Source organism: Sorangium sp. So ce327 (assembly GCF_051530205.1).
Lineage (GTDB): Bacteria > Myxococcota_A > Polyangia > Polyangiales > Polyangiaceae > Sorangium > Sorangium cellulosum_B.
Genome location: NZ_CP150330.1, coordinates 7,789,435 through 7,804,132, shown reverse-complemented (window position 1 = coordinate 7,804,132; position 14,698 = coordinate 7,789,435). Strand labels below are relative to the sequence as shown.

Here is a 14,698-nt window from a genome sequence, read left to right as displayed (position 1 = left end):
CACTGGTCGAGCACCTTGACGACCCACCCGTCCTCGTCATCCTCGACATGCGCCCCTCTCGCGGCGGAGCCAGCGCGCCGCGAACGGACCGCATCGGGTAGGCCGCGCCGGACGCAGCTCGACGTCCAGAGGTGTTGCTCCCCTGCAGGTGTCTCGCGATCGATGGTGGTCCGGTGCCACGCTCGCCGCGGTGCAAACATGGCGCGTGCCACGAACGCCGTGCATCGACATCGCACCTTCGTGAACGTCGAGGGCGTCTATCGTCCGTCGGCTGACCAGACCCAGCTCGTGCCTCTCCTCGGGCCGGTCAGCTCAGCAAAGCCCCCACACCGCGCGACGAGCCGCCTCTCCTCGGACCGGTCAGCTCAGCAAAGCTCACCCGCCAGCCGTCGCCTGGTCCGACTCCCCCCACGCCACCATGACCGCGCTCGTGTTGTAGAACCCCTCGACGCTCCCCCCGAACTTCGCGATCTGCCCGTAGCAGGCCATCCCGAACATCGGGTTCGACGCCGCGTTCGGCGAGAGGAACGCCCGCACTTCCTCCCGGTACCGCTCGCCCAGCATCCGGAACCGCGCCGCGCAGTCGAACACCAGCGAACCGGCCACCCCGGGCAGCGGCCCCAGCACCTTCGTCGACAGGCTCTTCGCCGCCTGGAGCACCGTGTCGGTCGCCGCGTTCACGACGCGCACCACCTGCCCGCGCGCCAGCCCGCCGGTCAGCACCACCGCGCCGTCCCCGCGGATCGCGATCGGCGACCTGATCTTCAGCGCCTCGCCGAACGGCGTCTTCGCCCCGAGCGCGTGCTTCGCCATCGTCTGGAGCAGCCCCTCGCCGCTCGAACGGAAGCCGAGCCGCGAGAGCTCCTCCTCGTACACCCGCGCCGCCGGCTGCCCGTCCAGCGTCCTGAGCACGTTCCGCTCGATGTCCGTGATCGTGAAATCCCGCCCGCCCTCGGCGGCGCGGAACCCGTGCACCACGTCGATGTTCACCCGCTGCCGGTGCGTCAGCCGCACGAGGACCGCCGCGTCCGTCAGCACCTTGCGGCCGAGGAACACCCGCGCCCCCTCGAACGTCCACCCGTCGCCCGCCGTCCCGCCGAAGACGCGCGTGTGCGGCGGCACGCCCTGCCGGAGCGCGGCCACCAGATCGTCGCCGTCGCACGCGAACGCGTCCGCCAGCACCAGGATCGAGCTCGTCGCCCCGCTCCGCCCGCTGCCGCTCGAGACGGCCTCGTCCATGTCGCTCAGCGCGGCCCTGATGCTCTTGCCGTGATCCGAGCGCAGCTCGCGCGCCGCGGTGCACGCCACCTCGACGTTCGCTCCCCCGAGGAAGGCGCACGTCACCCCGCTCCTGCTGAAGCCGCGCTCCGTGAACGACACCCCGCCGGTGGTGGCTCCGACCACCGGAACGCCCGTGGCGTCCTCGACCGCGGCGAGGTACTCCTCGTGCTTCGTCCCGCTCGGCATGGCCACGATCGCGAGCCGCGCCGGCTCCTTCCACTCCGCGACCGTCCGCTCGATCTTCCGGCCGAGCAGCCACGCGTTCCCGTCAAAGGGTCCGAGGGTCATCATCTTCATGCGCTGAAGCTCCTGAGTGCCCGGCGCCGGAGCGCGGGCTTCGGATCCAGGCCATCGCCGACGAACCGCGTCATGACGGTGATATCACGCACGAGGGAGGCCGCTCCACTCCTCATGGAGGGGCGCGCGATAGAGGGGTGCGCGCGGCCGCTCGCTCGGGCGACGAACAGCGCGCAGCATCGGCTCAGCTCGGATGCTGTGCTCGGGCCGCATACCTCCGCGCCGCAGCACCGCGCCCTGCTCTGCCCGGGGCGCGCGAGCGCGGCGTTGGCGTGGCGTCGGCGTCACCGGGCGAGCACGTGAGCGCCCGCTCTGCGAGCGCGCTCACATGCCGAGCAGCATCGGCTCCCGCTGCCGCACGAACCCCTCCACGAGCTCCCGCTGCTCGCCCGAGAGCCGCACGAAGCGCGCCCCGAACCCAGGCGGGCCCTCCTCCTCTGCCTCGCGCGTCCATTCGACCACCCCCACCGCGTCGATCTCGCCGCCCTCCGCGAACGGGATCTTGAGCGCCACCGTCGTCCCGCGCGCCGGCGGCGGCCGGAAGGTCGGCACGAAGATGCCGCCGTGGTCGACGACGTCGGCCGCGGGCGCCGTCCGGTAGAAGTTCGCCGGCGACGCCGCCCCGACCCGCGCCTCGAAGCGCGGCGGCGGCGGCTGGCTCTGCGGGCGCGCCGCCGCGCGGACCTTCTCCTCGAGCGACCGGAGCCCCTGCGCGAGCTCCGAGACCTGCGCCTCGATCGCACGGATGCCGAACGCGCTCTGCGTCGTCGCCTTCGCGAGCGGCGCCACGATCCGCTCCACCAGCGACAGGTGGTGCCCCACGAACTCCGACACCGAGCGATCCGTCTCGACCTTCACGTCGACCCGGGGCTGCGCCACCCCCTTGAGCGCCGCGGAGAGCCGCTCCATCTCGGGCGCGAGCCACTGCTTCATCTCCCGCGCCCGCGCGTCCCCCGCCTGCGCCACCGCGGCCGCCTTCCCGATCGCCCCGCGGATGCCCTCCAGCTGCTCGCCCAGCATCGACAGCGTGCCGGTCACGCGCACGACCGGGTCGTCCTCCTTGCCGCCCATGCGCTTGATGCGCATGAAGCCCTTCTTGATCTCGTCCCACCGCGCCGCCTGCTCCGGCGTCATCCGGCCGCGCAGCTCGGCGAGCTTGAGGAGGTTCTGCTCGGCGCCCGTCGTCAGCGTCTGCGACTCGCTCACGTAGTGATCGTCGATGAGCCGGTCGACCTCCTCGGGCGTGTGCGCCGCCACGACCTTCTCGGCCAGCTTGTTCATGTTCCGGTAGCTGCCCTGCAGCTTGAACGGCGGCTCCGTCCGGAAGGCGTCGTCCTGCGACGCGCTCCGGATGTACTCGAGGTTCACGGACAGGAGCACCTTCTGCACCCGGAAGAGCCGCTCGAACACGGCGACCATCTCCGAGACCTCCGCGGCGGAGTAGGCGTGCTCGAGCTCCGTCGCGGCGATGGCCTCGCCCTGCGCCATCCGGATGAGCTTGTGTGTGTCGCCCGGCGCCCGCCCGGAGAGCGGCGCGAGCGTCGGGCTCGACGTGAGCGCGTTCTCCAGGTAGCTCAGCGCGAACAGCGCTTCTTTCCCGTCGAGGACGTCGCCGAGGTTGTACGTGTCGGCCCGGTTCGACAGCATGTCGGGGATCTGGAAGCGCGCGCCCGACTCCGTGTACGGGTTGCCCGCCATCACCACGCAGAACTTCTTGCCGCGCAGGTCGTACGTCCTCGTCCGGCCCCGCCACACGCCCTCGATCCGGCGCTGCCCGTCGCAGAGCGAGATGAACTTCTGGAGCAGCTCCGTGTTCGTGTGCTGGATGTCGTCCAGGTACAGCATCACGTTGTTGCCCATCTCGAACGCCAGGTTGATCTTCTCGACCTCCTGGCGCGCCGTCGCGTTCGGGGCCTCGGCCGGGTCGAGCGACGTCACCTCGTGGCCGAGCGACGGCCCGTTCACCTTCATGAACACGAGGCCGAGCTTGCTCGCGACGTACTCCATCAGCGTCGTCTTGCCGTAGCCCGGCGGCGAGATGAGCAGCAGCATGCCCATCAGGTCGGTGCGCTTCACGTCGCCCGCGGCGCCGAGCTGCTTCGCCAGGTTGGCGCCGACGAGGGGCAGGTACACCTCGTCGATGAGCCGGTTGCGCACGAACGACGTGAGCACCCGCGGCGCGAACTCCTCGAGGCGCAGCCGCTTCCGCTCCCGCTCCGCGATCTCGCTCCGCACCTTCCTGTAAGCGCGGTAGCGCGGCGCCCTCTCGTGCAGGAAGTCCTCGATCCTGCTCAGGAATTCGTCGAGCCGGAGCGCGATCGCGCGCTCCTTGATGCGCGGGTGCTGCCCGAGCAGCCCCTCGACGCGGGCCTCGGTGACGGCCCCGCTCGGCTCCCGCTCGATGTGCCGCTCCGTCACGACGACGACCGCCGCTTCCAGCGCGAGATGCTTGAGCGCAGGGTTGCTCGCGGCGAATCCGCGCAGCCACGCGAGCGCGAGCTCCAGCCGCTCGGCCGGGTGCTTCTCGAGCTGCCGCAGGTCCTCCTCGAACGCCGCGCGGCCCCCCTCGAGGTCGAGGCGCGCGAGCAGCGCGTCGCGCAGCTCGAGCGCCGCGTCGCTCGTCACGAACCGGGGGCGCTCCGCCGCCAGCTCCTCCACGAGGTACCGCGCCGCCACGCGCACGTCCGCCGCGCTCGCCTCGAGCCTGTGCGCCGCCGCCGCCGCGGCCACGCCCTGCGCGAGCTCGGCCGCGAGCGCCGCCCGCGCCTCGCTCTCGCCGAGCTGCGCCGCGAGCCGGCCGAGGCTCCGCGACCGCCGGTGCGCGAGGTCCCGGGCGCGCGCGTCGAGCCCCGCCCACGTCAGGCAGGCGAGGGCCCGCGGCGCGCTCCCGAAGCGCAGGAGCCCCGCCGTGGACCGCAGCGCGAGCAGCTTCTCCAGGATCAGCGCCGCGTCCGCGTCGTGGACGCCGCGCTCGTAGCCCTCGTCGTGCCGGCCCTCCGCGTACGCGCGCACCGCGCCGAGCAGCCCGCCCGGGCCGAGCGACGCCTCGCGCAGCCGCTCGATCGACAGCCCGCCCCGCCCCGCCTCCGCGTCCGCGAGCATCGAGCCCGCGAGGAACTCGCCCCTGTAGACCTCGGGGGTCTCGCTCGCGAGCTCCTGGCCCCAGAGATCCCGCGCGCTCTCGAGCGCCGGGTCCTCGATCGGCTCGAAGAAGTCGGTCCCGGTGAGGTGCAGCGCGAGCCCGTCGCCGCGCGGGACCAGCGTGAGCTCCAGGGACTGCGTGCTCACGTTGAAGCGGTGGCGGCCCAGCTTGATGACGTCGCCGCCGCCCTCGAACAGGTCCTCGCGGTCGCGCAGCGCCCGGAGCGCGTCCTGCCGCGCCGACTTGAGCCGCGCCTCGACCTCGTCCCCCTTCACGCTGTCGCCGAGCGCGTGGAGATCGGCCGCGAGATCGCGGAGCTTCGCGACCATGGCGTCGGACGCGAAGTACGTGTTCAGCTCGTCCACGCCCGCGAAGGTGCGCGCCCGCCGCGCCACCCCCTGGACGATCCGGTCCGCCGCGGCGACGAGGTTCGAGACGCGCCGCTGCCGCTCGTCGAGCAGCGCCTGTCTGCGCGCCGCGATCGCGTCGTTCACCTCCTCGCGCTTGGCCGCGAGCTCGCCGAGGAACTCGTCGAACTCGCCGAACTTCCCCTCGAGCTCCTCGAGCTGGACGAGCAGCTTCGACAGCTCGGCGTCGCAGCGCTCGGGCGTGTCGCACACCGCGATCGCGCTCGAGACGCTCTGGCCGAACACCTTGAACTGCGCGCCGAACTCGGCGCGCCCCTCCGCGCCCCGCAGGTCCTTGCCGCGGGCGCTCAGCGTCGCGCGCGCGCGGTTCAGCTGCGCGTAGACCTCGCTGATCCCCTCCAGGATCCGGGTCCGCGCCGTCGGGTCGTCGACCTTGAGGCTCGCCACGATCTCGGCGAGGACGGAGAGCCCCTCGTTCACGGCGTCGAGATCCGCGGCGAACGGCGCGAGCTCGGGCGACCTCGCGACGGCCTCGATCTTCGCGATGAGGCCCGCGAGCCGGTCGGCCAGCGGGCGGAACGCCTGCTCGCCCAGCAGGAACGTCACGCACGCCTGGCTCACCTCGTCGGCGCGCGCGACGATCTCGGCCTCGAGCGCGTCGACGCGGCCGAGGTCCATGTACTTGAGCTCGCGGAGCGTGATGAGGTGCCCCCGCTGCCGCCGCAGCGCGGTCAGGGCCTTCAGGAACGCGTCGACGCTCGCCGCGTCCTCGGGCCGCACCCCGGAGAGCAGCTGCCGCTGCGCCGCCTCGGCCTCGGCGAGCGCGGCCGCGGCGCGCGCCTTGATGCCCTCGACCTTCTCGAACTCGTCGACGATGCTCTCGGAGACGCCCCGGAGCTCGTTCACGACGGACAGGAGATCGCCCGCCTCGGCGTGGCCGAGCCAGTAGTAGGCGTCGGCCATCCGCTCGGCGGTCCTGATGAGATCCTCGTACGTCTGCCGGGTCGGCGACCCGTCCAGCGCCGCGCGCCGCATGCTGAGCGCGTCGGAGATCCCCCGGACGAGGTCGGCGTTGCCCACCTTCGCGAGGTACGAGCCGTCGGTCGGCGCCGACGCCGCGAACTCCGCGGTCATGAACGGCGTCTGCCAGATCTGCATCGGGTGGACGCGGGTCGCCTCGTCGCTCGACGCCCGGAAGATCACCATCTTGCCGTCGTCGAAGAGGCTGTACCCGTGGCACTGGATCGGCGTCGCGATCTCCTTGCGGATCAGGTTGTACGGGAAGAGCACGTACCGCCCGTCGACGACCTGGTGGAAGACGTAGAGCACGTCTTCCCCGTTCGGAGAGCGGATGACCCGCTCGAAGACGAGGCTCTCGGTGCTGCCCTCGAAGCGCTTCGTCTCCCCGGTGACGAGGTAGTAGCCGTTCGGGAAGACGATGCCCTGGTCCTCGGGGAGGCTCAGGCAGGCGAGGCCGATCGCGTCGATGCGCGTGACCTTCCGGGTGCGGCCGTTGTAGACGAGGTAGCGGTACGAGGGCTCCCGGAACGGCTTGATCTTGAGCAGGATGAGCGGCCCGAGCCGGGCGTACTGGATGTCGGCGTCGTCGAGCGCCTGGCCCGCGTCGTCGACAGGCTCGCGGTAGATGCCGAGCCCCGTCGTCGTGTTGTTCTCGACCTTGACCGTGAGATCGCCGCCGACCGTCTCGACGAAGATCTCGCCGAGGATCGCGACGTGCGGGTGCTTGCCCTGCACGTGGTCGTCGCGGGTGGCCTGGGTCCAGGCGAAGTCGTGGGCGCGCGGCCGGACGTTGTCCTCGTCGCCGCGCGCGTCGAGGTACCGGATGCGCCCGGTCGCGTCGAGGCTCCACCGGAACACCTTCACGTCGCGCTCGGTCGCGCCGACCTGGAAGATGGCGAGCAGCCGCGTGTCGCCGCTGCGCCGCAGCTGGAGCAGCCGGGGCTCCTTGACGTAGCGGTGGAGGTCCTTGAACTCCTTGACGAAGCTCGGGTCGCCGAGGAACGCGTCGCCCTCGTCGAGCGGCACGTGGGTCAGGTCGAACGCGCCGCCGTCCTTCGCGAAGCGGTGGAGGCTGAAGACGTCGCCGACGTTGACCTCCTTCAGCCCCATGAACACGAGGTAGCCGACGAGCAGCTTGCCCCGGATGCTCACGATGTCGCGCGGCACGCAGTTGTTCTCGGTCCTGACGCGGGCGTTCTCGAGGAGCGCGAGGTCCGTGCCGCCGAACACCTCTTTTCTCCGCGCGTTGAGCGCCTCGGCGCGGCGGGCGAGCTCCTCGGCGCGCTCGACGAGCCGCCGCCGGATGACCTCGTAATTGCCCCCATCCAGCGCCTCCGCCGCCTGCGGCGGGGACGCCCCCGCCGCTCGGGCCGCGCCGTCCAAGGCCCCTGTCGACACCATGCATGCTCCGTGTGGTCAGCCGAAAGGCCCGCCCCCGCGTCGAATCCGCGCGGGCCTCGGCCTGCCCGCGGCCAGGTTACAGCCGTTCGCCGCGTCCGGGGGGCGAGATGGCGACCGCGCGGCGAAGCGGCGCGGGGCGCACTTGTCAGGGCCGGGATGTCAAGCCCGATCGCCGCCGCCTCCTTCGCGCGCCGCCGCGCCGCCGCGCCGCCCACAGATTCGTCGCGCCTCGACGCGCGGCGCGTCGGGAACCCGCTATGCCGTGAAATCCGCTTGATCCACGGGGGTGGTTGCGTTGCGATGGAGCGGGAACGAGGGCGACCCACATGTCGATGCGAGCGCGCGCCTGTGGGACACGCGCTCACCCCGTCTCCAGCGGTGCACCTCGTCGCTCGAGGTGCCTCGCGGCGTGGCTTGGACAGCGTGACGACCTTCTGAAGCAAGTTGGGATGGTGGCGTCGATGGGCTTGGGAAAGAGACTTACTTCCGTGCTCCTCGTCATGCTCGCCGGTCCGCTCGTCGCCTGCGGCGGCGATGATGGCGGCGGCGGCGAGGGCGGCGCGGGCAGCGGCGTGGGCGGCGAGGGCGGGGCGGGCGGCGGGGCTGCTGGCACCGGCGGTGAGGACAGCAGCGGAAGCTTCGGCGGGTTCATGACGGTCGGATCGGGCGGGAGCGGGGGCGCCGGGGGCGATCCCTGCGAATCGCCGGATCCTCCGCCGGAGTGCGACGCGGTCGAGCCGGCGTGCGGCGACGGCGAGATCAACCAGGGGAGCGAGGCGTGCGACGACGGGAACAGCCTCCCCGGAGACTGCTGCTCTGGCGCCTGCAAGGTGGAGCCGTACTGCGTCTGCGAGCCCGGGGAGCTCTGTCACACGACGATCGCGTGCGGCAACGGGGCGGTGGAGCCCGGCGAGAGCTGCGAGGACGGCAACACCGCCTCGGGCGACGGCTGCGACGATCGCTGCCAGAGGGAGCCGGGCGACTGGGTCTGCCGGACGCCGGGGGAGCCGTGTTACCGGCTCCACTCGTGCGGCGACGCGCGCGTCTCGGGCGGGGAGAGCTGCGACGACGGGAACGCGGTGTCCGGAGACGGCTGCTCCGAGGTCTGCGCGCTGGAGGACCCCGGCAGCGTCACGTGCCCTGTCCCCGGGCAGCCTTGCAAGCCGGTGGAGCGCTGCGGCGACGGCCGCCTGCGGCCGACCGAGCGGTGCGACGACGGCAACACCGAGCCGGGCGACGGCTGCTCGCCGAGCTGCCTTGTGGAGGCCGGCTGGAAGTGCCCGGACGGCGTGCACTGCACGTTCACGGTCGTGTGCGGCGACGGCCAGATCGGCGTGGGCGAGGCCTGCGACGACCGCAACACGCTCTCGGGCGACGGCTGCTCGTCGACCTGCGGCCTCGAGGCCGGGTTCGACTGCGCGCGCGCGGGGAGCCGCTGCACGGCGGTCTGCGGCGACGGGCGCGTCGTCGGGGGCGAGGACTGCGACGACGGCGATACGAGGAATGGCGACGGGTGCGACGCCACCTGCAAGTGGGAGCCTGGCCTCGTGTGCCAGCCGGCGACCGGCGGCTACACCTGCCGCGCTACCGTCTGCAACGACGGGAAGAGGGAGGGCTCGGAGCCGTGTGACGACGGCAATGCCAACCTCGGCGACGGCTGCACGCCGTTCTGCCAGGTCGAGCCGGATTGCGGCGACAGCGGGTGCTCGTCGGCCTGCGGCGACGGGCTGCGCCTCGGCGACGAGGCGTGCGACGACGGCAACACGAGGAGCGGCGACGGCTGCTCGAGCGGGTGCATGGTCGAGCCGGGGTACAGCTGCCGGAACGACTCGACCCTTGGCGACGAGCTCCGCGTGCCGATCGTGTACCGCGACTTCAAGCACGACGCGCCGAACTTCGAGCCTGACTCCAACCCGCCGGACGCCATCGTCACGGGCATCGTGCAGGCCCTCCTGGGCGCCGACAACAAGCCCCAGTTCGCCGCGGCGCGGCCCAACGCCTTCCTCACGAACGCCACCGATTTCAACCGCTGGTACAACAACTCGTCCCTCTCGAAGACGGTCGTGGACTGGCTCCCGCTCGCGCGGGTCGGGACGTCGGACGTGTTCCTCTTCGAGGATCACCTGTTCTTCCCGCTCGACGGCAAGGGCTGGCAGGCCACGTCGGTGCCGGCGGCGGAGCGCGAGGCGAGCCGCGAGGCCCGCGATCCGTTCAACGACTGGGCCACGGCGGGCAACCACAACTTCTACTTCACGAGCGAGGTCCGCACCTGGTTCGAGTACCACGGCGGGGAGCGGCTCGATTTCTACGGGGACGACGACGTCTGGGTGTTCATCAACAACCGGCTCCGCATCGACCTCGGCGGCATCCACACCCCGATGGGGACCGGCGAGGTCGCCGGCGTCGAGGACGATCGCGGGACGGTGCTCATGGATGACCTCGGCCTCACGGAGGGGCGCGTCTACGAGGTCGTCGTGTTCCAGGCGGAGCGCCACACCACGGCGTCGAGCTACAAGCTGACGCTCGGCGGCTTCAACGCGGCCTCGTCCGTGTGCGAGCCCGTGTGCGGCGACGGCATCGTCACGCCCGACGAGCAGTGCGACGACGAGGACGAGAACGGCGCGGGGTACGGGAAATGCTCGACGAGCTGCACGCTGGGGCTCTACTGCGGCGACGGGGTGACGACCGCGCCGTACGAGATCTGCGACGACGGCACCAACCTGGGCGGCTATGGCTCCGAGGCTTGCGCGCCGGGCTGCGTGGCGGCTCCCCGCTGCGGGGACGAGGAGATCGACAGCCAGTTCGGCGAGGAGTGCGACGACGGCGTGAACGACGGCCGCTACGGCGGGTGCACGGCGGAGTGCGTGATCGGGCCGCGGTGCGGCGACGCGGTCGTCCAGCAGCCCAACGAGACGTGCGACGATGGCGTGAACGACGGCCGCTACGGCGGGTGCACGGCGGAGTGCGGCGACGCGGCGAAGTGCGGCGACGGGGTCACCCAGGACGCGTGGGGCGAGGAGTGCGACGACGGCGTGAACGACGGCAGCATGGGCTGCCTCGGTTGCCGGATCGGCGCCGTCTGCGGCGACGGGAGCGTGCAGCGGGAGCTCGGCGAGGAGTGCGACGACGGACAGAACGACGGCGGCTACGGCGAGTGCGCTCTGGGCTGCGTGTACGGCCCGCGCTGCGGCGACGGCGTGACCCAGGCGCCGCCCGAGCAGTGCGACGACGGACAGAACGACGGCGGCTACGGCGAGTGCGCTCCGGGCTGCGTGTTCGGCCCGCACTGCGGCGACGGCGTGCGGCAGACGGCGTTCGAGGAGTGCGACGACGGCAACACCGCGAGCGGCGACGACTGCAGCGCCACGTGTCACAACGAGATCCACTGATCCAGCGCGCGCCCTGACGGCGACGGGAGCGCGGCGGCTCGCCTGGGGCCGTCGCGCTGCCCTCTCGACGGCGCAGCACACGTAACACGCGGGCTATCGAAGAGGGGGACCATGCGAAATTCGACATCTGGCGCGCTCACGTTGCTCGCGCTCCTTCCGGGGTTCTTTCTCGGGTGCTCCGGCCAGGAAGCGCCGGGCTCCACGGCGGCGTCTCCGACGTTCCATCGAGACGTCGAGCCGCTGCTGCAGAAGCACTGCATGAGCTGCCATTCTCCCGGCAACATCGCCCCGTTCAGCCTGACGGCGTACGACTCCGCGCACAGCGTGGCCAGCCTGCTCGCGCGCTCGGCGCGGGACCGCACGATGCCGCCGTGGGGTGCGATGGAGACGGACGAGTGCCAGCCTCCTCACGGCTGGAAGGACGATCTCCGGTTGACGGAGGAGGAGATAGCGGTCCTCGAGGCGTGGGCCGCCTCGGGCGCTCCCGAGGGGGATCCGGCGGACGCGCCGCCCCCGTTCGTGGCCGAGGCGCCGGGGCTGCCCGGCGTCGAGCTGGAGGTCGCGCCGCGGGAGCCGTTCGTCGCGAGCGGCGACGCCGACCAGTTCCGGTGTTTCGTGATGGATCCTGGGCTCACGGAGACGCGGTACATCAACGGCGTTCACCTCATGCCGGGCAACAGCAAGGTCGTGCACCACGCGCTCGTGTTCCTCGACAAGGAGGGCGCGACCGACGCGCTCGTGGATGAGCACGGCGGATACGACTGCTTTGGCGGCCCCGGGTTCTCGGGCGAGCTCGTCGCCGCGTGGGCGCCGGGGGGCGTGCCCATCGAGCTCGAGCCGAACATCGGCGCTGAGCTCCCGGCGGGCGCGCGGCTGGTGATGCAGGTCCACTATCACCCGGCCGGGACGACCGCCGAGCCCGACGCGACACGCCTCCAGCTGCGCTTCACCCAGGACGTGCCGGAGTGGCTCATGGGCATCGCGCTGATCGGCAACTTCGAGTCTCCCTTCGCGCAGGGGCGCGGCCTCCTCCCCGGGCCGAACGACGCGGATGGCGTGGAGTTCCTGATCCCCGCCGGCGTGAAGGACCATGTCGAGACCATGCAGTTCAGGCTGCCCGCTGCGGTCTCTCTCTCGGAGACGTACCTCTACGGCGCAGGCACGCACATGCACTATGTGGGCACGGACATGAAGGTCACCCTCGAGCGCGAGGAGGGCGCCGCCGACGCGCCTGCGGAGCAGTGCCTGGTGCAGACGCCGAGGTGGGACTTCTCGTGGCAGCGCGGGTTCTACTACGACGCTCCCATCGAGCAGCTCCCGCGCCTCCGCGGCGGCGACCTGCTGACGATGCGCTGCACGTACGACAACTCGAACGGCAATCCATTCCTCGCGAAGGCGCTCAAGGAGCAGCACCTCCCCGCCCCGGTGGACGTGCACCTCGGCGAGAGCACCCTCGACGAGATGTGCCTCGCCGCCGTGATCCACGTGACGAGGAAGCGGTAGCGATCCGTGTCTTGATGGGGGTGGGAGGTCGGTAGCGATCGACGACTGCCGATCACCGGTCTCCCACCCGCGACGCTCAGGCGCGCGGGCCGCGGAGCTTCGCGAGCTCGTCGATGCCGAGCTCACGCGCCTTCTGGGCGAGCGCCTCGATCTTCTTCTTCCCGTCGGCGTCGGCGCTCGGCAAGAGCGACGTCAGGAGCCCCGACAGCGTGCCGTCCGACGGCTTTCCACCGGGCGCGACGAGCTGCTTCAGGTCCTCCGTGACGCTCGCGTTGCCGTTCAGGTAGTCGCCGGCCAGGGCGCGCACCGTCGCGCTCTGGTCGACCAGCCCGTCGAGCGACTGGCCGAGGGTGACCGCCTTGACGAAGCGATCGAAGAACGCCCCGTCGCCGCCGACGATGTTGATCTTCGCGTGCTCGAACGCCCCGTGCAGGATCTCGGCCTGCGCCTTGGCGATCTCGGCGCGGATGCGCAGCGACTCGAGCTCCACCGCCCGCTCCTTCTCGAGCCGGAGGCGGAACTCCTCGTGCTCGCGGCCGACGCCGTCGAGCGCCTTCATCGCCGCCGCCTTCTCCGCCGTGCCGGCCGCCTCGGCCAGGAGCCGCTGCTTGATCGCGGTCGCCTCGGCGAGGCCCGTCTTCTCCAGGGCGAGCGCCTCGGCCTCGCGCGTCCGCGCGGTCGCGAGCCCCTTCTGCTCGATGCCCGCCGCCTCGGCGAGGAGCCGCTCCTTCGCGACCGTCGCCTCGGCGCGCCCCTGCTTCTCGATCGCCATCGCCTCGGCCTCCTTGACCATCACCCGCGCGAGGCCCTGCTTCTCCTCGCCGGCGGCGGCGGCGTTCATCTTCTCGAGCGCCACGCGCGCCTCGGCGAACCCCTGCTTCTCGATCGCCTGCGCGTCGGCCTCCTTCACCCGGATGCGCGCCAGCCCGTCGGCCGCGGCCTCGGCCTGATGGCCCTCGGCGAGGCGGATCTTCGCGCGCGCGGCCTTGTCGCTCGCCTCGAGCTCGGCGTCGGCCGTGATGAGCTTCTCGCGCGCCCGGAACTTCGCCGCCTCCTCGCTCGCCTCGGCGCCCTTGAGCTGCTTGACGAGCTGCTCCTGCGCCTCGGCCTCGGCGTTGATGCGCGTCACGTCCTTGAGGCGCGTCGCCTCGGCCACCGCGCGCACGTCCTTGATGCGCTCCTCCTCCTCGGCCACCGTCTTCTCGACCGCGATCCTCGCCCGGACCACGTCGGCGATGTCCTTCCTCTGGACCTCGAGCTCCTTCTCGCGCGCGATCTGCTGGAGCGTCACGTCGCGCTCGCGGCTCACGATCTCGAGCTGACGCGCCTTCTCGACGCGCTCGGTCTCGACCGCGACCTCCCGCTCCTTGTTCTTCTGGGCGACCGAGACGCCGCGCTCCTTCGCCTCGCGGGCGACGAAGGCCTCCTCGTCGTTCTTCTCCTGGAGGAGCACCGTCTTCTTGCGCTCGTCGCTCAGGATGCGCGCGGCCTCGTTCTGCTCGCGCGCCTGCGCCACCGCGATCTCCTTCGCCTTCTTCGCCTCGGCCTCGGCCCGGCGCTGCTCGAAGCGGAAGATGGCCTCGTCGGAGTTCAGGTTCTGGCTGCCGATCTCCATCCGCTCCTTCTGGCGGAGCTCGTTCGTCAGCACGTTCTGCGTGACCGTGAGCTCGGTGATCTTCCGGATGCCCTCGGCATCCATGATGTTGTCCTTGTCGAGCAGCTCGATGGGCGTCTGCTCCAGGTAGTCGATCGCCGCGTCGGCCAGCACGAACCCGCTCAGGTCCTTGCCGATGACGTCGATGATGTCGTCCTTGAACTTCTGCCGCTCCTTGTAGAGGTCCTCGAAGTTGAGGCGCTTGCCGACCGTCTTGAGCGCCTCGGAGAACTTCGCGGCGAAGAGCTGCTCGAGCGTCTCCGGGTTCGACGCGCGGACGCAGCCGATGGTCCGCGCGACCGTGCGCACGTCGTCCTGCGTCTTGTTCACCTGCACGAAGAAGGTGACCTTGATGTCCGCGCGGATGTTGTCCTTGCAGATGAGGCCTTCCTTGCCGCGCCGGTCGATCTCGATCGTCTTGACCGAGATATCCATGTACTCGGCGCGGTGGATGATCGGTAGCACCAGCGTCCCGGTGAAGGTGACGATGGGGTCCTGGCCTCTCGTGTTGATGATGAGCGCCTTGCCCTGATCCACCTGGCGGTAGAACTTGGCGTACATCACCAGCATCCCGAGGGCGACGAAGGCGAGGACGCCGACGAGGACGATGATTAAGGGGACGGTCACAGGGGGCACGCGGAGC

The 14,698-nt window shown here is 71.4% G+C and carries 5 protein-coding genes; 2 read left to right on the top strand and 3 right to left on the bottom strand.

Features of this window, described 5'->3' with window-relative positions; translation table 11 throughout:
* Positions 1–375: 375 nt before the first annotated feature.
* Positions 376–1,578 (bottom strand): FIST signal transduction protein, encoded by a 1,203-nt coding sequence (locus WME95_RS29090; protein WP_437541949.1) that lies wholly within the window; start codon positions 1,576–1,578, stop codon positions 376–378.
* Positions 1,579–1,902: 324 nt separating this feature from the next.
* The gene (locus WME95_RS29085; protein ID WP_437902617.1) at positions 1,903–7,509 is read right to left on the bottom strand and encodes a DNA repair ATPase; all 5,607 of its coding nucleotides are present in this window, start codon (positions 7,507–7,509) and stop codon (positions 1,903–1,905) included.
* 449 nt (positions 7,510–7,958) lie between these two features.
* On the opposite strand from WME95_RS29085, the gene WME95_RS29080 reads away from it, so the two are divergent.
* Positions 7,959–10,898, top strand: coding sequence for a DUF4215 domain-containing protein (locus tag WME95_RS29080; protein WP_437902616.1), 2,940 nt, complete (start codon positions 7,959–7,961; stop codon positions 10,896–10,898).
* 111 nt (positions 10,899–11,009) lie between these two features.
* A complete protein-coding gene (locus WME95_RS29075; RefSeq protein ID WP_437902615.1) occupies positions 11,010–12,401 on the top strand; it encodes a hypothetical protein in 1,392 nt (463 codons plus the stop codon).
* Positions 12,402–12,477: 76 nt separating this feature from the next.
* On the opposite strand, the gene WME95_RS29070 is transcribed toward WME95_RS29075, so the two are convergent.
* Positions 12,478–14,691, bottom strand: a complete 2,214-nt coding sequence (locus WME95_RS29070) for a hypothetical protein (protein ID WP_437902614.1) — start codon at positions 14,689–14,691, stop codon at positions 12,478–12,480.
* Positions 14,692–14,698 lie beyond the last annotated feature (7 nt).

Coding starts and splice junctions, on each gene's coding strand:
- WME95_RS29085 (WP_437902617.1), bottom strand. CDS start 7,509: ATGGTGTCGACAGGGGCCTTGGACGGCGCGGCCCGAGCGGCGGGGGCG.
- WME95_RS29080 (WP_437902616.1), top strand. CDS start 7,959: ATGGTGGCGTCGATGGGCTTGGGAAAGAGACTTACTTCCGTGCTCCTC.
- WME95_RS29090 (WP_437541949.1), bottom strand. CDS start 1,578: ATGAAGATGATGACCCTCGGACCCTTTGACGGGAACGCGTGGCTGCTC.
- WME95_RS29075 (WP_437902615.1), top strand. CDS start 11,010: ATGCGAAATTCGACATCTGGCGCGCTCACGTTGCTCGCGCTCCTTCCG.